General features: G+C 70.8%; 15 protein-coding genes. 7 read left to right on the forward strand and 8 right to left on the reverse strand.

Annotated features, from left to right (window positions below; all coding sequences use genetic code 11):
- The first annotated feature begins 63 nt into the window (after nt 1-63).
- The 4 genes from CP981_RS27545 (at nt 64) to CP981_RS27560 (ending at nt 5,990) form a co-directional block, all read left to right on the forward strand.
- Nucleotides 64-2,505, forward strand: a complete 2,442-nt coding sequence (locus CP981_RS27545) for a polysaccharide lyase 8 family protein (protein ID WP_085925172.1) — start codon at nt 64-66, stop codon at nt 2,503-2,505.
- A gap of 216 nt (nt 2,506-2,721) precedes the next feature.
- Complete coding sequence (locus CP981_RS27550; protein WP_085925173.1) at nt 2,722-4,305, forward strand: acyl-CoA carboxylase subunit beta; 1,584 nt, start codon at nt 2,722-2,724, stop codon at nt 4,303-4,305.
- A gap of 56 nt (nt 4,306-4,361) precedes the next feature.
- Nucleotides 4,362-4,568 carry an acyl-CoA carboxylase epsilon subunit gene (locus tag CP981_RS27555; RefSeq protein ID WP_085925174.1) on the forward strand — a complete coding sequence of 69 codons (207 nt, stop codon included), beginning with the start codon at nt 4,362-4,364 and terminating at the stop codon, nt 4,566-4,568.
- Nucleotides 4,569-5,333: 765 nt separating this feature from the next.
- Nucleotides 5,334-5,990, forward strand: a complete 657-nt coding sequence (locus CP981_RS27560) for a DUF4360 domain-containing protein (RefSeq protein WP_085925175.1) — start codon at nt 5,334-5,336, stop codon at nt 5,988-5,990.
- 132 nt (nt 5,991-6,122) lie between these two features.
- Here CP981_RS27560 and CP981_RS27565 read toward each other — a convergent pair whose 3' ends face one another.
- The 8 genes from CP981_RS27565 to CP981_RS27600 form a co-directional block, all read right to left on the reverse strand.
- Nucleotides 6,123-6,701: a GTP-binding protein gene (locus CP981_RS27565; protein ID WP_073760799.1), complete on the reverse strand. Its 579-nt coding sequence runs from the start codon at nt 6,699-6,701 to the stop codon at nt 6,123-6,125.
- The gene (locus CP981_RS27570; protein WP_107429534.1) at nt 6,682-7,269 is read right to left on the reverse strand and encodes a DUF742 domain-containing protein; all 588 of its coding nucleotides are present in this window, start codon (nt 7,267-7,269) and stop codon (nt 6,682-6,684) included. Before CP981_RS27570 ends, CP981_RS27565 begins: the two co-directional genes overlap by 20 nt.
- A gap of 84 nt (nt 7,270-7,353) precedes the next feature.
- The gene (locus CP981_RS27575) at nt 7,354-7,767 is read right to left on the reverse strand and encodes a roadblock/LC7 domain-containing protein (RefSeq protein WP_018087204.1); all 414 of its coding nucleotides are present in this window, start codon (nt 7,765-7,767) and stop codon (nt 7,354-7,356) included.
- A gap of 10 nt (nt 7,768-7,777) precedes the next feature.
- Nucleotides 7,778-10,864, reverse strand: a complete 3,087-nt coding sequence (locus tag CP981_RS27580; RefSeq protein WP_167536159.1) for a sensor histidine kinase — start codon at nt 10,862-10,864, stop codon at nt 7,778-7,780.
- A 402-nt stretch (nt 10,865-11,266) separates the two neighbouring features.
- Nucleotides 11,267-11,860 (reverse strand): GTP-binding protein, encoded by a 594-nt coding sequence (locus tag CP981_RS27585; RefSeq protein WP_085925178.1) that lies wholly within the window; start codon nt 11,858-11,860, stop codon nt 11,267-11,269.
- Nucleotides 11,841-12,251 (reverse strand): DUF742 domain-containing protein, encoded by a 411-nt coding sequence (locus CP981_RS27590; RefSeq protein ID WP_042149221.1) that lies wholly within the window; start codon nt 12,249-12,251, stop codon nt 11,841-11,843. Before CP981_RS27590 ends, CP981_RS27585 begins: the two co-directional genes overlap by 20 nt.
- Before the next feature lie 101 nt (nt 12,252-12,352).
- Complete coding sequence (locus CP981_RS27595; protein WP_018087200.1) at nt 12,353-12,766, reverse strand: roadblock/LC7 domain-containing protein; 414 nt, start codon at nt 12,764-12,766, stop codon at nt 12,353-12,355.
- A gap of 9 nt (nt 12,767-12,775) precedes the next feature.
- The gene (locus CP981_RS27600) at nt 12,776-16,528 is read right to left on the reverse strand and encodes a nitrate- and nitrite sensing domain-containing protein (RefSeq protein WP_085925179.1); all 3,753 of its coding nucleotides are present in this window, start codon (nt 16,526-16,528) and stop codon (nt 12,776-12,778) included.
- A 588-nt stretch (nt 16,529-17,116) separates the two neighbouring features.
- Here CP981_RS27600 and CP981_RS27605 point away from each other — a divergent pair.
- The 3 genes from CP981_RS27605 to gltX all read left to right on the forward strand — a co-directional run bounded on the left by CP981_RS27605 (nt 17,117) and on the right by gltX (nt 19,628).
- Entirely contained in the window at nt 17,117-17,299 is a 183-nt protein-coding gene (locus CP981_RS27605) for a hypothetical protein (protein ID WP_085925180.1), read from the forward strand.
- Between the two features lie 81 nt (nt 17,300-17,380).
- Nucleotides 17,381-18,154: a fumarylacetoacetate hydrolase family protein gene (locus tag CP981_RS27610; protein WP_085925181.1), complete on the forward strand. Its 774-nt coding sequence runs from the start codon at nt 17,381-17,383 to the stop codon at nt 18,152-18,154.
- A complete protein-coding gene (gene gltX, locus CP981_RS27615; protein WP_085925182.1) occupies nt 18,147-19,628 on the forward strand; it encodes a glutamate--tRNA ligase in 1,482 nt (493 codons plus the stop codon). The genes CP981_RS27610 and gltX overlap by 8 nt, the downstream gene beginning before the upstream one ends.
- The last annotated feature ends 45 nt before the right edge of the window (nt 19,629-19,673 follow it).

Raw genomic sequence — 19,673 nt, forward strand, 5'->3', positions numbered from 1 at the left:
ACCATCGGGAACTCCCAAGTGCGCAGCGCCACCCCCCAGTTGACGCCCTGGAGAGGACCGACCGTGTCACCAGTCCCCGCCCTGCCCGTCTGGTCACGCAGAGGATTTCTCGCCGTCTCCACCGCGGGTGCGCTCGGCCTCGCCGCCGGCCCCGCGCACGCCGTCCCCGGGCCGGCCGCCCCCGCCGACGAGTTCACCGCCCTCCGCCGCCGCTGGTGCGAGCTCACCCTGGGCACCGGCTTCGACCCCACCGCCCCGCCCTACGCCGCCGCCCTCCAGGAGACCGGCGCCCTCGCGAGCACCTTCCAGGCACGCATGCGCCCGGCCGCCGGCTCCCTCTGGCCCGACTGCCGCTACGACCCGCCGTCCGGCATCACCCAGAGCTACAGCCGGCTGCACACCATGGCCCAGGCCTACGCCCAGCCCGGCACCGGCCGCACCGGCGATCCCGCCCTCGCCCAGGCCCTCGTCACCGGCCTCGGCCACCTCGAAGCCACCGTCTACCGCACCGCCACCACCCGCTACGGAAACTGGTGGGAGTGGCAGATCGGCAGCCCCAGACTCCTCCTCGACACCCTCGCGATCCTCGACGAGCGGCTGCCCGACGGCAGTGGCGTGCCCGACGCTCTGCGCACCCGCTGTCTGGCCGCCGTCGACCACTTCGTGCCCGACACCATGCTCGGCGACTACACCGGGACCAGCACCGGCGCCAACCGCGTCGACCTGTGCCGGGTGGTCGCGCTGCGCGGGGTCCTCGGCCGCGCCCCCGACAAGATCGCGTTGGCCCGCGACGCACTCTCCCCGGTCTTCCCGTACGTCACCGCCGGCGACGGGCTCTACGCCGACGGCTCCTTCGTCCAGCACATCTGGGTCGCCTACTCCGGCACCTACGGCTATGTCCTGCTGGACGGGCTCGGGCGGCTGTTCGCGCTGCTCGGCGGCTCGTCCTGGCAGCTCACCGACCCGGCCCGGCAGATCATCTTCGACAGCGTCGAACGGGCCTATGCCCCGCTGCTCCACAACGGCCTGATGATGGACTGCGTCAACGGCCGCGCCATCAGCCGCGGCTATCTCCGCAGCGACGAACGGCACATCCTGCGCAGCGACCACTACCACGGCCATGCGCTGATCGCCGCCGTCGCGCTGCTCGCCCGGAGCGCGAGCAGCGCCGAGCGGGACCGCTGGCACGCCATGATCAAGGGCTGGATCGCCCGCGACCGTACGCTGCCGGTCCTCACCGACCGGCAGTACCCCGTCGCCGACCTCGCCCGGCTCGGCGAGGTCGCCCGGAGCCCCGCGGCCCCCGCCCCCGAACCCGTCGGCCACCGGCTCTTCCCCGCCATGGACCGTGCCGTGCACCGCCGCCCCGGCTGGGCCGCCGGGCTGGCCATGGCCTCCGACCGGATCGCGTACTACGAGAACGGCAACGGCGAGAACCCGCGCGGCTGGCACACCGGCGCCGGCATGCTCTCCTGGTGGGGCGCGGATTCCGGCGGCGACCAGTACACGGACGCCTTCTGGCCCACCGTCGACCCCTACCGGCTCCCCGGCACGACCGTCTCCACCAAGCGGCTGGCCGACAACGAAGGCGGCGGCTGGGGCGAGCCCAAGCCCGCCGCACGCTGGGTCGGCGGGACCACCGACGGCACCTACGCCGCCCTCGGCCAGGACCTGCGCGGACTGGCCTCCACCCTCACCGCCAGGAAATCCTGGTTCGCGCTCGCGGACTGCGTCGTCTGCCTGGGCGCCGGCATCACCGCCCGCGACGGCGTACCCGCCGAAACCGTCGTCGACAACCGCTGCCTGGGGGAGTCCGGCACCGCGACGCTCACCGTCGACGGCGTCCCGCAGCCCGGCACCCTCGGCCGGACCACCGCCTTCCGCCGCGCCCACTGGGCCCACCTCGCCGGCCACGGCGGCTATGTCTTCCCCGGCGGCGCCCCCCTCACGGCGCTGCGCGAGGCCCGCACCGGCTCCTGGCACGACATCAACACGACCTCCTCCACCGAGCCGTTCACCCGCCGCTATCTCACCCTCTGGCACGACCACGGCACCGATCCCACCAACGCCTGCTACGCCTACCTCCTGATGCCGGGCGCCACCCCCGGCACGCTCGCCGCCCGCGCCGCCGACCGGCGCTGGCTGACCGTGCTCGCCAACGACGCGGGCCGGCAGGCGATCGCCGTCGACCCGCTCGGCGTAACCGCCGCCAATTTCTGGCGGGCGGGCCGCGCGGGGCCGCTCACCGCCGACGGCCCGGCGAGCGTGCTGGTACGGGAGCGCCGACGCGGGCGGCCGGCGGGCCGCGGCGGCAGCGCGCGGCTGTGCGTCGCCGCCCCCGAGCGCACCGGCGATACGCTGGAGATCACCTGGTCACGGCCGGTGCGCGCGGTGCTCACCCATGACCCGGCGATCGAGGTGCTGACCACCGGGCGGGCCCTGCGGCTGCGCGTGACCCCCGGCACGAGCTGTGCCACCCACAGCTGCACCGTGCGGCTGGGCTGACCGGAATCCGGCCCGCCGGACCAGTCGGTCACCACAACATCGCTCCGCGTCTGTTTGTCGGGCCCATACAGCCGCCGGATGAGCCCGCCACCCGAACGGACGCCGGGACGCGGGGCGCGTACAGCACGGTTCTGTACTGCCTGCCCACCAAATCGCATGCGACGTTGTACGAAACCGACATCGGTGCGGGGCGCCTCGCCCACGTACCGTCGATACATGACCACTGTCGAAGATGTGCCCGCCGGCGCCAACGACGCCCGCGGGCGCGTCGCCGAACTGCACGCCATCCGTGAGCAGGTTCGGCGAGGCCCCAGCGAGCGTGCCACCGAAGCGCAGCGTGCCAAGGGCAAGCTGACGGCCCGCGAGCGGATCGAGCTGCTGCTGGACGAGGGTTCGTTCAACGAGGTCGAGCCGCTGCGGCGGCACCGGGCGACGGGCTTCGGCCTGGAGGCGAAGAAGCCCTACACCGACGGCGTGATCACCGGCTGGGGCACCGTCCACGGCCGGACCGTCTTCACCTACGCGCACGACTTCCGGATCTTCGGCGGCGCGCTGGGCGAGGCCCACGCCACCAAGATCCACAAGATCATGGACATGGCCATCCAGGCCGGTGCGCCGCTGGTCTCGCTGAACGATGGCGCCGGCGCCCGCATCCAGGAGGGTGTCTCCGCGCTCGCCGGCTACGGCGGCATCTTCCAGCGCAACACCAAGGCCTCGGGTGTCATCCCGCAGATCTCCGTCATGCTCGGCCCCTGCGCCGGCGGCGCCGCCTACTCCCCGGCCCTGACGGACTTCGTCTTCATGGTCCGCGAGACCTCGCAGATGTTCATCACCGGCCCCGACGTGGTGCGCGCGGTGACCGGCGAGGAGATCACCCAGAACGGCCTGGGCGGCGCCGATGTGCACGCCGAGACCTCCGGTGTCGCGCACTTCGCCTACGACGACGAGGCCACCTGCCTGGAGGAGGTCCGCTACCTCCTCTCGCTGCTGCCCGCGAACAACCGCGAGAACCCGCCGACGGTGCCCTGCGAGGACCCCGCCGACCGCTCCGGTGACGCGCTGCTCGACCTGGTCCCGGCCGACGGCAACCGCCCGTACGACATGCGCAAGGTCATCGAGGAGATCGTCGACGACGGCGAATTCCTGGAGGTCCACGAGCGCTGGGCGACCAACATCATCTGCGCGCTGTCCCGGCTCGACGGCCGCGTGGTGGGCATCATCGCCAACCAGCCGCAGTCGCTGGCCGGTGTGCTGGACATCGAGGCGTCCGAGAAGGCCGCCCGCTTCGTCCAGATGTGCGACGCCTTCAACATCCCGATCGTCACCCTGCTCGACGTCCCCGGCTTCCTGCCCGGCGTCGACCAGGAGCACGGCGGCATCATCCGGCACGGCGCCAAGCTGCTCTACGCCTACTGCAACGCCACCGTCCCGCGGATCTCCCTCGTCCTGCGCAAGGCCTACGGCGGCGCCTACATCGTCATGGACTCGCAGTCCATCGGCGCCGACCTGACCTATGCCTGGCCCACCAACGAGATCGCGGTGATGGGTGCCGAGGGCGCTGCCAACGTCATCTTCCGCAAGCAGATCGCCGAGGCGGACGACTCCGAGGCCATGCGGGTGCGCATGGTCAAGGAGTACAAGTCCGAGCTGATGCATCCCTACTACGCGGCCGAGCGCGGCCTGGTCGACGACGTCATCGACCCCGCCGAGACCCGCCACACGCTCATCCGTGCCCTGGAGATGCTGCGCACCAAGCACGCGGACCTGCCGGCCCGTAAGCACGGCAACCCGCCCCAGTAGCCACCCACCGCACCCGCCACCGGCACCACGCCCACCGCGACGACGGAGACCACACCGTGAACACTGCCCACCGCACCGACTCCATCCGCGTGGAGAAGGGCCAGGCCAGCGAGGAAGAGCTGGCCGCCCTGACCGCGGTCCTGCTGGCCCGCGCCGCGCACCGGCCGGCCGCCGCACCCGCGCGTCCGCACGCCACGGCTGCCCGCTGGCGGCGGCTGGAGCGGCAGAACGGCTTCCATGGAGCGACCAGCTGGCAGCGGTAACGCTTCGCTGAGCTGCCGACTTGGGGCCCCGCCTGTTGCGGGGTCCCTTGGTCTTTGTCTGCGGGTTTGTTGTGGCTGGGCGCGCCGTTCCCCGCGCCCCTGTGGGGGGGGACCGTGGCGTTTTCGCTGCGGTGGCGTTGTGGCTTGCGCCTTGCGGGTTGCGTGGTTGCCGCGGGGGTCGGAGGGGACGCACCGGGGCCCGTCCTCGGCGCGGGCGACGCGGCTACGTGCGTTTGATTGCCCCGGTGTTTGCTCCGGTCCTGCGGGCGGGCCCCGGTACATCCCCTCCGACCGTCCCCCGTTGCCGACCGCGGCCCGGTGGCACCGTCCGTCACAGACCCCACGATGGCCCGCGCCCGGCCTGCGGGGACCAGATGTCCGCCAAGAGATGCCGCTGCCTTGCCGTAACGGTCATCGGTACGGCGGGTCGGCCGCGTACGGACGGTGGTCGGAGGGGATGTCCGGTGCCCCGCCCGCAGGACTGGAGCGAACGCCGGGGTGCCTTACCTCTGGGACCAGGGCCGCCCGCGCCGAGGACGGGGTACCGGGCGTCCCCTCCGACCCGCCACCCACCCGCCGAAGGCGAACCGGCGCCAACCCCCACGTGTTCCGGTTTGGCATGGCGTGTCCGGATCAAGGCGTAGGTTCGCCTCAACCCTGGGGAGCAGAGCTGTTCAAGCGGTGATCCCCATGCTGGCATGCGCTCGTCATCCCTTCTCCTGGTGTTCCCGCATCGCGGGCCTAGGACGACCGGAAGGAAAGCCCATGCTCAGCACGCTCAGTGCTGGTGCCGCAGTGGCATCGTTGCTCCTCGCCGGATCGGCATCCCCCACCGCCACCGCCCGGTTCGGCGATGATCCGCCGACCGGCAAGATCACCATTACCGTCGCCACGGTCAACGGTTCGGGGTGCAGACCCGGCAGCGCCGCAGTGGCCATCGCGCCCGACAACACGGCCTTCACCGTCACGTACAGCGAGTACCTCGCCCAGGCGGGCAGCGGCAGCAAGCCCACCGACTCCCGCAAGAACTGCCAGATCGCGCTGAACGTGCATGTCCCGCAGGGCTTCACGTACGCCATCGCCCGGGCCGACTACCGGGGTTACGCCTCCCTGGCGCCGGGGGCCAGGGGGCTGGAGACGGCCGGCTACTACTTCCAGGGCCAGCAGCAGACGGCCCGTAAGAGCCACACCTTCAGCGGTCCCTACGACGCCAACTGGCAGACCGCGGACGAGACCGACATCGACGCGCTGGTGTACGCCCCCTGCGGTGAGGAGCGCTACTTCAACATCAACACCGAGATGAGGGTGGACGCCAAGTCGGCGGACCCCAAGTCCACCAGCTACATGGCCATGGACTCGACCGACGGCAGCATCAACACCCTGTACCACTTCGCATGGAAGCAGTGCCCCGAGCGCCGCTGACGCCGGGAAGCCGTACCGGGGGCCCGTAGACGGGTGCGTACGGGCTCCGGGGACGACGAAGGCCCCCGCACCTGAACGGTGTGGGGGCCTTTCGTCGTTGCGCGCGTGCGGGCACGGGGGCCCGGACGCGTCCTAGCGCAGGCGCGCCATCAGCGCGTGCTCCACGAGCGTGATGAGCGCGCTCTTGGCCTCGCTGCGGTGCCGCGCGTCGGTGATGATGATCGGCGCGTCCGGGCCGATCTGCAGCGCCTCACGCACCTCGTCGGGCGTGTAGGGCTGGTGTCCGTCGAAGCCGTTGAGGGCGATGACGAAGGGCAGTCCGCTGTTCTCGAAGTAGTCGACCGCGGGGAAGCAGTCGGCGAGACGGCGGGTGTCTACCAGCACCACGGCGCCGATCGCGCCGCGGACCAGGTCGTCCCACATGAACCAGAAGCGGTCCTGGCCCGGCGTACCGAAGAGGTACAGGATCAGGTCCTGGTCCAGGGTGATCCGGCCGAAGTCCATGGCCACGGTCGTGGTCGTCTTGTCCGGCGCGTGCGTGAGGTCGTCGATGCCCGCCGAGGCGGAGGTCATCACGGCTTCGGTGCGCAGCGGGTTGATCTCTGAGACGGCCCCGACGAACGTGGTCTTGCCCACGCCGAAGCCGCCCGCCACCACGATTTTCGCGGAGGTGGTGGAGCGGGCTGCACCGCTAGAGCTTGCGAAGTCCACTGAGCACCCTTTCGAGCAGTGTCACATCTGGCTGTCCGCCGGCGGTCTCGTCCCCGCCGGGCTGATGGATGGCGACGAGTCCGGCCTCTGCCAGGTCGGCGACGAGGATCCGGGCGACGCCGAGGGGGATGGAGAGAAGCGCGGAGATCTCGGCTACTGACTTGATCTCACGGCAGAGGTGGCAGATGCGCTGGTGCTCCGGCAGCTGGCCTTGCAGCTTGGAGGGGTCGGCGGTCGTGCTGACCAGCGCCTCGATGGCGAGCTGGTAGCGCGGCCGGGTCCGGCCTCCGGTCATGGCGTACGGGCGCACCAGCGAATTGTTCGAGCCGGTGGAGGCGGGCTCGGGCGCGCGCCGTTGCGGCTGCACCGGCTGGATGCGCGGTGCCTGGGGCTGGTCGTACACCGGCGGCTCGTACGGCTGGGAGTCGTACGGCCGGGGCTGCTGCTGGGGCCGCTGCGGCCGGCGGCTCGGCGCAGACGGGAAGTTGAAGCGGTTGTTATGGGTCTCGCCCACAGGCCCGGACTCCTGTCCGGAACCGTACGGGTATCCGCTCGGGGGCGTTGCCACGTCTCCTCCTCCAACTTGCCTGTCTGACGCCGGTCGCGCCACCGAACCATAAGGCGCGGTGGCGGGAAACGCACTGCCTGTCTTTTAGTTGAGAAGACTTCCCTGAAGTTCGGCGCGCAGATCCGGCGTCAGCACCGTGCCCGCGCGGTCGACCAGCAGGGCCATCTCGTAGCCGACCAGGCCGATGTCGCACTCGGGGTGCGCCAGCACGGCCAGCGACGATCCGTCGGAGACGGACATGATGAAGAGGAAGCCACGCTCCATCTCCACCACGGTCTGGTTGACGCTACCGCCCTCGAAGATGCGGGACGCGCCGGAGGTCAGCGACGTCAGGCCGGAGGCCACCGCCGCCAACTGATCGGCTCTGTCACGAGGGAAGCCCTCGGACATGGCGAGGAGGAGACCGTCCGCGGAGACCACGACCGTGTGGGACACCCCAGGGGTGTTGTCCACGAAGTTGGTGATCAACCAGTTCAGATTCTGCGCCGCCTGGCTCATCGGGCTCACACTAACGCTCCTGATCGTAGGTGCTGCCGGGGCCGAAGCCCTGTTGGTCATTCTGGGGGACCCCGGAGGGGTCCGTGCCGACGTTGCGTCCCTGCTGGACACCGCGGCGCAGGTTACTCAGCCTGCCGCGGACGTCCTCCGGGGCGCGGGAGACCTGGGGGCCGCCCTGCGGGGTCTGCTCCGCGGCACCTTCGACCAGGTTGGCCTTGGGCACCCGCCGGGGGAGGCCGGAAGAGGTGACTCCGCCCGCCTTCGGCTCGCGCAGCTGCTCCGCCCGCTCCCAGCGCTCGTCGTTGGAGCTGCGCCAGTCGGTGCCGTCCTGGCCGGTCTCCGGCGGGCTCCCCTGCTGCGGCACCTGCGGCGCCTGCTGGTCGCGGCCTCCGCGGCGCGGAAGGCCGGCGTCCGTCAGCGGGGGGGCATCGCTCGGTGTAGGGCCCGGACGCTCGAATGGTACGCGCTCAGCGGCGTCAGCGGGAGCGGCAGTTGCATTCCGGTCAGATTCCGCTTCGGTGCCGAAGTAGCCCTCGAACGCGGTGCGTTCGGCCCATTCGTCCGGCTGTGCCGCCTCGTGGGAGACGTATGGCTGCTGGCCCGTGGTCTCCGCGAAGCCGGGCTCGCCGAACGCGTGGCTGCCGTGCGACCGGTCGTCGTAGAGCGGTTGATCGGCTTCCGCATATCCCTGGGCCGGGAAGTCCTGGTACGCGCCGCCGGACGGCACCTCGTCACGGAAGAGCGGACGCTCGTCCTGCGGGTACCCGGGTGCCTGCTCACCGGAGGTCTGGGCCTCGAGTGCCGCCCGGCGCTCCTCGCGGATCAGCGAGCGGCCCACCATGTCCAGGTCACCGGAGTCCGGCCGGCCGTAGCGGCTGTCGTCGAAGCCCAGCTCGGCGGCGGTGCGCTGATGGTTCTCGTACGCCGTCTGCTGCTGCTCCGGCACGATCCGGGAGACCGTGAAGTCGTCGTCGAACTGCTCGTCGCCGCCACCACCGTGGGTGATCGCCTCGGGCAGCATGACCAGCGACGTGGTGCCCGCCTGCTCGCCGGAGGGGCGCAGCTGCACCCGGATTCCGTGCCGGTCGGCCAGCCGGCCGACCACGAACAGGCCCATGCGCTGGGAGATCGCGGCATCCACGCTCGGCGGGTTCGCCAGCTTGTGGTTGATGTCCGCGAAGTCCTCGGGGGTGAGCCCGATGCCCTTGTCGTGGATCTCGATCATCACCCGGCCGTCGGGCAGCCGGGTCGCGGCCACCCGCACCTTCGTCTGCGGGGAGGAGAACGTGGTGGCGTTCTCCAGCAGCTCGGACAGCAGGTGCACGAGGTCGGTCACGGCGGTGCCGTGGATCTCGCTCTCGGGGACGCCGGTGAGGTCTATTCGCTCGTAGGACTCGACCTCACTGATCGCCGCCCGCAGGACGTCGACCAGCGGCACCGGCTGGTTCCAGCGGCGGCCGGGCTCCTCGCCCGCGAGGATGAGGAGGTTCTCGCCGTTGCGCCGCATACGGGTGGCGAGGTGGTCGAGCCGGAAGAGGCTCTCCAGCTGGTCCGGGTCCGCCTCGTTGTTCTCCAGGTCGGTGATCAGCTCCAACTGGCGCTCGATCAGGCCCTGGTTGCGGCTGGAGAGGTTGGTGAAGATCGCGTTGACGTTGCCCCGCAGCAGCGCCTGCTCGGCGGCGAGCCGGACGGCCTCGCGGTGCACCTGGTCGAAGGCGCGGGCGACCTCGCCGATCTCGTCGGTGGTGGAGATCGGGATGGGCTGCACACGGGTGTCGACCCGGCCCGGGTCGGTCCGCGAGAGCTGGTCGACCAGCATCGGCAGCCGCTGCTCGGCGATGCCGAAGGCGGCGGTGCGCAGCTGGCGCATGTTGCGGCTCATCCGGCGGGCCATCAGGCCGGCCACGACGAACGCGATGATCAGCGCGGCCACCGCGATGCCGGAGTCGATGAAGGTCGACTGGCGGGCGTCGTCGGCGATCTGCGCCGCCTCGTTCACGGCCTTGTCCGCCAGGTCCTTCTCGATGGACCGGTACATGTCGAACTTGCCGGTCGCGGCCGCGAAGTAGCTGTCGGAGGTGATGCCGCGCAGCCTGAGCGACTCCGGCGCGGTGCCGGTGGCGATCTGGGCGGACATCTGGTCGATCGACGGCGGGGCGCGGAACGGCCGGCCGGCGGCCTGCGCCTGCTCCTTCGCCCGCGCGATCTTCTGCTGCGCGGCCTGCTTGAGCCCCGCGGCGTCCTTCTTGAGGCGCTCGACGTCCTCGGGCGTACCGCCGGAGGTGTACTCGCCGATGGCGATGCCCTCCAGGTAGCGGTACGACGCGAAGGCCGTCAGCTGAAGCTTGTGCTCCTTGCCGCCCTGCGGGGACGCCGGGTCGACCAGGAGGTGGGTGCCGATGGAACGCTCCAGCGACTCCGCCGCCTTGGCCAGCGCGACGGCGTAGACCGTGCGGCCGTAGGAGGTGATGTTGCCGGTGCCCAGGCCGAGTTCGTTGGCGAACTCCATCAGCGGGTGCTGGACCGCGACATAGCCCTCTTCGGTCTGCACACCGCGCAGCTTGGAGGTGTAGGCGGCCTGGCGCAGCTGCTGGAGCTTGGGCTCGGCCTTCTCGAACGAGGCGAGACGGCGCTTGAGGCCCGGCTTGTCCGGCATGGCCTTGGCGGCCTGGTGGAACTTGTCGGCGGCGGCGTCGGTGGCGTCCCGCGCCCCCAGCACGGCCGGGTCGTCCTGCTTGCCCTTCAGCAGTGGCGCCGCGGTGCGGTCCCGCTCGTCGATCAGGGCATTGCTGTAGGAAAGCGCGGCGCGAACGAGCTTCGCGGTGTTCTCCGCGTCCTGGGCTTCCTGCCAGGTGGCGAACGAGCTGTCCACCCGCAGACCGCCGAAGACCAGGGCGAGCCCGACGGGGATCAGCAGAATGGCGTTCAGGCGGGTCGCCACGCGCCAGTTGCGCGGGGAGTACTTACCGCCACTGACCGGAGGCTTCGCGGCCGAATTTTCGGGCGCGTCAGAAGCCGGTAGGCCACCTCTGGGTGGCGGTGTGAAGTTGCCCCGCCGCGGTTCCTGCGGCTCGGGGCTCGCCTTGCTTCGCCTCACTCGACCAACAACCTCTCGGCGCCGGCACTGACTTGCTGTGCCGTTTCTTCTGGGCGTTCCTACTCCGGAGTTCAGCGAATTTCAGCACGTCAGGGCGGTGCGTTCCAAACACTGGGTAATGCCGGAGCGGGCGTGAAAGGGCCCAAGATAAAAGGGGCGTTAAGGGCGAGCCGCGCCAAAATGCAAGAGAATTGTGAGCGCAGCGAAGCCGGGCATGCGCGCGGGGTGTCGAAAGCCCGCTGATTCACTGTCGAAACGTTATGAAGCAAAATTGCGGGCGTGTCGAAGGACACAGATCGACTCAGGGATGCCGGAATCCGGTCCGGGGCAGGAGGCGCGCCCCCGCCCTTCGACAACTGCCGTCCGGCCCGCGCCGGACGGCGGCGGGCCGGTTTCGACGGGCTACTGGAGGCGGGCCATCAGCGCGTGCTCCACGAGCGTGATGAGGGCGCTCTTGGCCTCGTTGCGGTGCCGGGCGTCGGTGGTGATGATCGGCGTCCCCGGGCCGATCTGCAGCGCCTCACGCACCTCGTCGGGCGTGTGGGGCTGATACCCCTCGAAGCCGTTGAGGGCGATGACGAAGGGCAGGCCGCTGTTCTCGAAGTAGTCGACGGCCGGGAAGCAGTCGGCGAGACGGCGGGTGTCGACCAGCACCACGGCGCCGATCGCGCCGCGGACCAGGTCGTCCCACATGAACCAGAAGCGGTCCTGGCCCGGCGTACCGAAGAGGTACAGGATCAGGTCCTGGTCCAGGGTGATCCGGCCGAAGTCCATCGCCACGGTCGTCGTGGTCTTGTCCTGGACGTGGCTGAGATCGTCGACGCCCGCCGAGGCGGAGGTCATCACGGCCTCGGTGCGCAGCGGGTTGATCTCTGAGACGGCCCCGACGAACGTGGTCTTGCCCACGCCGAAGCCACCCGCCACCACGATCTTGGCGGAGGTCGTGGCGCGCGCCGTAGTCCCGTCCGAACCGCTGTCAGAGCTTGCGAAGTCCACTGAGCACCCTCTCGAGCAAGGTCACGTCGGGCGTGCCACCGGCTTCACCGCTGCCGCCCGGCTGGTGGATCGCCACCATCCCGGCCTCTGCCAGGTCCGCGACCAGAATCCGCGCCACACCCAGCGGGATGTGGAGCAGGGCGGAGACCTCGGCGACCGACTTCACCTCACGGCACAGGTGGCAGATCCGCTGGTGCTCGGGCAGCAGCCCGGGCAGCTGAGAGGGGTCGGCGGTCGTGCTGACCAGCGCCTCGATGGCGAGCTGGTAGCGCGGCCGGGTCCGGCCTCCGGTCATGGCGTACGGGCGCACCAGCGGCTGGTCACCTTCGTTCCCGTACGGCGCTTGACTGTAGGCGCCGTACGGGCCGGAAGTGGCAGGTGGCGGGGTCATGGGTCCTCCGGGCGGGACAACTGACTGTCGTCGGGTTGGGCCGGTGGGGGGTGCGGCACATGGATGGTTGGTGCTGTACGGAGCGGCGCTGCGGGCGCCGTTCAGTGCAGCAGGCTGCCCTGAAGTTCGGCGCGCAGATCCGGTGTCAGTACCGTGCCCGCGCGGTCGACCAGCAGAGCCATTTCGTAGCCGACCAGGCCGATGTCGCACTCGGGGTGCGCCAGCACGGCCAGCGACGATCCGTCGGAGACGGACATGATGAAGAGGAAGCCACGCTCCATCTCCACGACGGTCTGGTTGACCGTCCCGCCCTCGAAGATGCGGGACGCGCCGGAGGTCAGCGAGGTCAGGCCGGAGGCCACCGCCGCCAACTGATCGGCACGGTCGCGAGGGAAGCCTTCGGACATGGCGAGGAGCAGACCGTCCGCGGAGACCACCACCGTGTGCGACACCCCGGGGGTGTTGTCCACGAAGTTGGTGATCAACCAGTTCAGGTTCTGCGCCGCCTGGCTCATCGGACTCAACTAACGCTCCTGCTGGTGAGTGGGATCGACAACGCCGTGAGTGCCGGTGGACGACGTCCCGGCCTGCCGGCCTTGCTGAATACCCCGACGGAGATTGGTCAGCCGCCCGCGCACCTCACTGGGCGCACGCGAGACCTGGGGACCGCTCTGGGTGGACTGCTGCTGTTGCGCGGTGCCCGCGACGAGGTTCGCGCGCGGGACCCGGCGGGGCAGTCCGGAGGTGGTGACACCGCCCGCGGCGGGCTGGCGGATCTGCTCCGCCTGCCGCCACGTCTCGTCGTTCGGCGAGCTGCGCCACTGGCCGGTGGCCTCGGCCGGCGCCGGGCGGCGCGCACCGTTGACCGGTGCCTCACCGCGCGCGTCGTTGCGCGCCTCGCCGCGCTGCGGGCCGTCCTGTGCTGCCGCGCGGCGCGGCAGCCGCGGGGCCTCGGGCTCGGCGTCGCCCTGGGGCGGTACACCGGCAGCGGCGGCCGCCGGGTGGTTGAACCAGTTGGACTCGATGGTGTCGAAGATCGGCGTACGGCCGTCACCGGGACCGGCGTCCGCGTCACCGAGCACATCGGCGGACGGCGCACCGCTGTCCTGCGACCGCTGCACCGGGAACTGCCCGGTGCCCTGCGACTCGTCGGCGTACGCGGCACGGTCGGCGTCCGGCCGCTGGTACTGGCCGGTCTCGAACTGACCCGTCTCGTACTGGCCGGTGTCGCTGTCGGGCCGCTGGTACTGGCCGGTGTCGCTGTCGGGGCGCTGGTACTGCCCGGTGTCGCTGCCCGGGCGCTGGTACTGCCCGGTGTCGCTGTCCGGGCGCCGGTACTCGCCCGTCTCGTAGCGGCCGGTCTCGTACTGACCCGTGTTGCCGCCCGGCATGGGGAACTGCCCGGTGTCAGCGGGGCCGTTGCCCGCACCCTGGCCCGGACGCGCGCCCTGCGGGCGGGACCCGCGCGGGGTGCCGTCAGCGGCGGGCGGCGGACCGTTGAAGTCGGGACGGGCGAACGCCGCGGTGTCACCGGGGCCGCCGCTCGGCGCGGGCCGCTCGAAGCTGCCGGTGGTCTCCGGCTCCTCGTGGCCGCGCGGGCGCTCCTGCGTCTCACGGGGCGTCAGCGGCCAGTCGTCGGAGCCGCCGCGCTCACGGCGCGCGCCCCAGCTCGTACCGCCGGGCTGCTGAGTGCCCTGGCCGCCACCCTGCCCGCCGGCGGGCGGACCGCTCGGCAGCTCGGCCGCGGGGCCACGGGCGGGCAGCTGCGGACGCTCCTCGCGGCGCGGGGCGCCGGCCGGCGGGGCGACGGTGGGCGCCGGGCCGTTGTCCGCGCCGCGGGTGGGCAGCGAGGGACGCGCGCCGCCGGGACGGCCGGCGGCCGGGCGGGCGTCGCCGCCCTGCGCCGGGGCGCCGGGGGCGCCCGCACCGGGCGGGGCCGTGCGGCCGGCGGGTGCCGAGGCACCGAAGGCGTTGGGCGCACCGCCGCCGGGGCCACCGCGGCCGGGCAGCGCGGGACGCCCGCCGGCCGAGGGGCCCGATCCGACCTGACCGCGCGGCTGGAGCCCCGCGAGCCGGCTGGACGGCGTGCCGCCGTGGTCACCGCCGCCGCCCTTGGCGTTGCTGGGCGCCGGCTTCTTGCCGCCCTGGGCGAGATCGACCGGCAGCATGACCAGCGCGGTGGTACCGCCGGAGTCGGAGGGCCGCAGCTGGATACGGATGCCGTGCCGCAGCGACAGCCGGCCGACCACGAACAGACCCATCCGCCGGGACACCGAGACGTCCACGGTCGGCGGGCTGGCCAGCCGCTCGTTGATCGCCGACAGGTCCTCGGGGGACAGGCCGATACCGGTGTCGTGGATCTCGACCAGCACCCGGCCGTCGGGCAGCGCGTGACCGGTGACCTTGACCTTGGTCTGCGGGGAGGAGAACGAGGTGGCGTTCTCCAGCAGTTCGGCGAGGAGGTGCACGAGGTCGTTGACGACCCGGCCGGCGACCTCGGTCTGCGGTACGGCGTTGAGCTCGATCCGCTCGTACTGCTCCACCTCGGAGGCGGCGGCACGGAGCACGTCGACCAGCGGCACCGGCCGCGTCCACCGGCGCCCCGGCTCCTCACCGGCGAGGACCAGGAGGTTCTCACCGTTACGGCGCATGCGGGTGGCGAGGTGGTCGAGCTTGAAGAGGGAGGACAGCTGGTCCGGGTCGGCCTCGCGGGACTCCAGTTCGGAGATCAGCGAGAGCTGGCGCTGGATCAGACCCTGGGAGCGGCGCGAGAGGTTGGTGAACATCGCGTTGACGTTGCCCCGCAGCAGCGCCTGCTCGGAGGCGAGGCGGACCGCCTCGCGGTGCACGTCGTCGAAGGCCGCGGCCACCCGGCCGATCTCGTCCCGGCTGTGCACACCGACGGACTCGACGGAGGTGTCCACGTCCTGCGGGTCGGACTCGGACAGCTGCTTGACCAGCTCGGGCAGCCGGTCCTGGGCGACCTTCTGCGCGGTGTCCTGGAGCCGGCGCAGCGAGCGGACCATGGACCGCGCCACGACGAACGCGCCGACCAGCGAGACGCCGAGGACGAGCAGGATCAGCGCACCGCTGATGATCGCGGACTGGGTGGCCTCGTTGCGCAGCTGGCGGGACTTCTGCTCCATCTCCGAGAGCAGCGTGGTCTCGATCCGCGACATCTCGTCGATCTTGACGGTGTCGGAGTCGTACCAGTCGAGGTAGCGGTAGTCCTGGCTGCGGATGCCGGAACCGCTGGCGAAGGCGCGGTGCGCGAACGCCACCGCGGCCTTGATCTCGTCGTTGTTGCCGTCCAGACCGCGGGTGAGCGTGCCGGCGCTGTTCTCCCCGTTGCTGGTGTAGATCTGCGAGAAGCGGTCGCGGGCCGCCTTCTCGTTGTTCTCGGCGTTACGGCCGGCCAGCCGGTCGTTGGAGGACAGCTGCGGGCCGCCGTCGTGGGCGAGGCCGGCACTGACCAGGGCCCGCTGGATCGACGCGTACTCCTTGGCCGACGAGAACGCCGCCAGCGCACGGGTACTGCGGATCATCTCCGGGTTGCTGGTCGCCTGCGCCATGTCCTGGGAGAGCGACAGCAGCGAGTTGATCAGCTGGTTGTAGCTGGTGACCGTCCGGGTCGAGTTGTCCGCGTCCTTGTAGGCGTTGTTGCGGATCTCGTTGAGGGTGTTGAGCTGGCGGGTGATCTCCAGGACGGTCGCCCGGACACCGGTCATCGTGGCGTCCTGGCCCCGGATGTCATCGGTGGCCTGGTTGAACGACAGCCGGGCGCGGTCGGTCGACTCGCGGGGCGCGACGACGTTGGCGTCGTCCTTGACGTTCCCGCTGCCGGCCAGCGGACCGGCCGACTTGTCCCGCTCCACCTGCAACGCGTCGGCGAGCTCGGTCGCCTGCCGGGTCATCTCGGTGAGCAGCTGCATCTTGTCGAGCTGGTCGATGTTCTCCAGCGACGTGCCGATGCGCATACCGCCCAGCGTGGTCGCGGCGACCACGGGAAGCGCTAGCAGGGAGACCAGACGGGTGCTGATGCGCCAGTTGCGCAGCGCTATTCGCGAACCGGGGCCACTGGGCCCCTTCGACGCCTTGGACTTACCGCTGTCCGCGGCGTCATTGCCCGGCGCCTGGCCGCCCCCGTCGACGGGCAGCGTGCTGCCCCCGGCGGAACCGTTGCCCTGGGCGCGCTGGGGCGAGGAGGCGCGGTCGGTTCCGCCGCGCAGCTCCGGGTCCGCCGCAGCGCTGCCATCCCTCTTGAAACGTCCCTGCACTAGCGTCGCAACCTCTGGACCAGGCGTCCCACCTCGGCGGGACGGTGTCGAGTCGTATGGGGACCGCTAAGTCCCCCCATGGCGGTCGTGATGACCGGCGGGCTGTCCTCTCGGTCGGAGTGGACGGCACCGCCGCGCGGCGCTTCGTTGCGCCCTGCGCGCCGGCTCAAACATGCGGCGGTCCGTGGAATTCCAGCACAGTGCAGGATCTCCAACAAGAGCGGAGCCCCGCACTGTGACTTGGGTGACGCAATGTACGGAAGGCGTCACGACGTGTCGAAGATTTCACCGTCGATAACGGACTTTTATCCGCGAGTCGGCTGCCTCTCGGAGCTGTCCCAGGTGCGGTGATCGGGAGCGGAACGTGCACTTCAATCCGCCATTGTCCGATTCGCCCAGGGTTGTTGATCATGGGATATGCGGCATTTGTCACACACTTCGTGAGCAAACTCACAGGAAGATCATTGAGTCCCCCGGCACATCGCAGGGAATAGCCCGCTTAGCCTGACGCTTTACATGGTTGCCGAGAATGACAAGGCAGCTTTCCGCAAGCCCTTTCCCGACTTCGATGACGCGAGGCATGCAGCAGTGAAGACGACGACGATGTTCCGCAACATAGCCAACCCGCGGCGCACCACCCTGGCCCACCTCACCGACGCCGAGGAGCTCGGCACCGAGGCCCCGGAGCACACCGTCGACCTGCCGGCCCAGACCGCCAACCCTCGCCGTACGGTCCTGATGACCGCCCCCGAGCAGGGCGTCCCGGCCTGATCAGCGACGGACCGGCAGCAGCCCCGCGATAGCCTGGAGTGTCAACTCCGGCCAGTGATCAATGAGGGGCGACGGCAACCCGTGCGCATCGCAAGATTCTCCATCGACGGCAACGTCGGCTTCGGCGTCCTCGAAGACGGCGAACTCGACGTCATCAAGGGGCATCCCTTCGCGGAATTCGAGCGCTCGGGCCAAAAGGTCCCCCTCGACAAGGTCCGGCTGCTGCCGCCGGTCCTCCCCAACAAGGTCGTCGCGATCGGCCGCAACTACGCCGACCACGCCGCCGAGCTGGGCAACGCCGTCCCGGACGTCCCGGTCACCTTCTTCAAGCCGTCCACCTCGGTGATCGGCCCCGGTGACCCCATCGCGTACCCCTCCTTCTCCCAGGAGGTGCACCACGAGGCGGAGCTCGCCGTCGTCATCGGCCGGATGTGCCGTGAGGTGCCGCGCGAGCGCGTCAAGGACGTGATCCTCGGCTACACCTGCGCCAACGACGTCACCGCCCGCGATGTGCAGCAGCGCGAGAAGCAGTGGGCGCGGGCCAAGGGCTTCGACAGCTCCTGCCCGCTCGGCCCCTGGGTCGAGACCGGGCTGGACCCCGCCGACATCGCCGCGGGCCTCGCCATCCAGTGCACGGTCAACGGTGAACAGCGCCAGCTCGGCCGCACCAGCGACATGGTCCGCCCGGTGGAGGACCTGATCGTCCACATCACCGAGGCCATGACCCTGCTCCCCGGCGACGTCATCCTCACGGGCACCCCGGCCGGAGTCGGCCCGCTCAACGTCGGCGACGAGGTCGCCGTCACCATCGAAGGCATCGGCACTCTCACCAACAAGGTGATCAAGCGTGGCTAACGCGACCCCCGTCCGCGTCCGTTTCTGTCCCTCCCCGACCGGTAACCCCCATGTCGGCCTGATCCGTACCGCCCTGTTCAACTGGGCCTACGCACGGCACAACAAGGGTTCCCTGGTCTTCCGGATCGAGGACACCGACGCGGCCCGCGACTCCGAGGAGTCCTACAACCAGCTGCTGGAGTCGTTCCACTGGCTCGGCTTCGACTGGGACGAGGGCCCCGAGGTCGGCGGCCCGCACGCGCCGTACCGCCAGTCGCAGCGCATGGACCTCTACAAGGACCTCGCCGACAAGCTCCTCGCCGCCGGCCACGCCTACCACTGCTACTGCACCACCGAGGAGCTCGACGAGCGCCGCGACGCCGCCCGCAAGGCCGGCAGGCCCTCCGGCTATGACGGCACCTGCCGCGAGCTGACCGCTGAGCAGAAGGCCGCGTACGACGCCGAGGGCCGGACCTCCATCGTCCGCTTCCGGATGCCCGACGCGCCGATCACCTTCACCGACCTGGTGCGCGGCGAGCTGACCTTCACCCCGGAGAACGTCCCGGACTACGGCATCGTCCGCGCCAACGGCGCCCCGCTGTACACCCTGGTCAACCCGGTCGACGACGCCCTGATGGGGATCACCCACGTCCTGCGCGGCGAGGACCTGCTCTCCTCCACCCCCCGCCAGATCGCCCTGTACAAGGCCCTGATCGAGCTGGGCGTGGCCAAGGAGATCCCGGCTTTCGGCCACCTCCCGTACGTCATGGGCGAGGGCAACAAGAAGCTCTCCAAGCGCGACCCGCAGGCCAACCTCAACCTCTACCGCGAGCGCGGCTTCCTCCCCGAGGGCCTGCTCAACTACCTCGCGCTGCTCGGCTGGTCCTTCTCCGCCGACCAGGACCTCTTCTCGGTCCAGGAGCTGATCGAGAAGTTCGACATCGCGGATGTCAACGCCAACCCGGCCCGCTTCGACCTGAAGAAGGCCGAGGCGATCAACGCCGAGCACGTCCGCCGGCTGGACGTGCAGGACTTCATCCAGGCCTGCGAGCCCTGGCTGAAGGCCCCGTACGCCAACTGGGACCCCGATGACTTCGACGAGGCCGCCTGGCGGGCCATCGCCCCGCACGCCCAGACCCGCCTCACCGTCCTCTCCGACATCACCGCCAACGTCGACTTCCTCTTCCGCAAGGAGCCCGTCGAGGACGAGGCGTCCTGGACGAAGGCGATGAAGGGCGACCCGGTCGCGCTGCTCACCACGGCGCGCGCCAAGCTCGACGCCGCCGACTGGGCGTCCGGCCCCGAGCCCCTCAAGGAGGCCGTCCTGGCCGCCGGTGAGGAGCACGGCCTCAAGCTCGGCAAGGCCCAGGCCCCCGTCCGGGTGGCCGTCACCGGCCGCACGGTCGGCCTGCCGCTCTTCGAGTCCCTGGAGATCCTCGGCAAGGAGCGCACCCTCCAGCGCATCGACGCGGCCCTGGCCAAGCTGGCCGGCTGACCGCCACCGCGCCCAGGGGCCCGGACACCGCACGGTGTCCGGGCC

The sequence above is a fragment of the Streptomyces platensis genome (genome assembly GCF_008704855.1).
GTDB classification, from domain to species: domain Bacteria; phylum Actinomycetota; class Actinomycetes; order Streptomycetales; family Streptomycetaceae; genus Streptomyces; species Streptomyces platensis.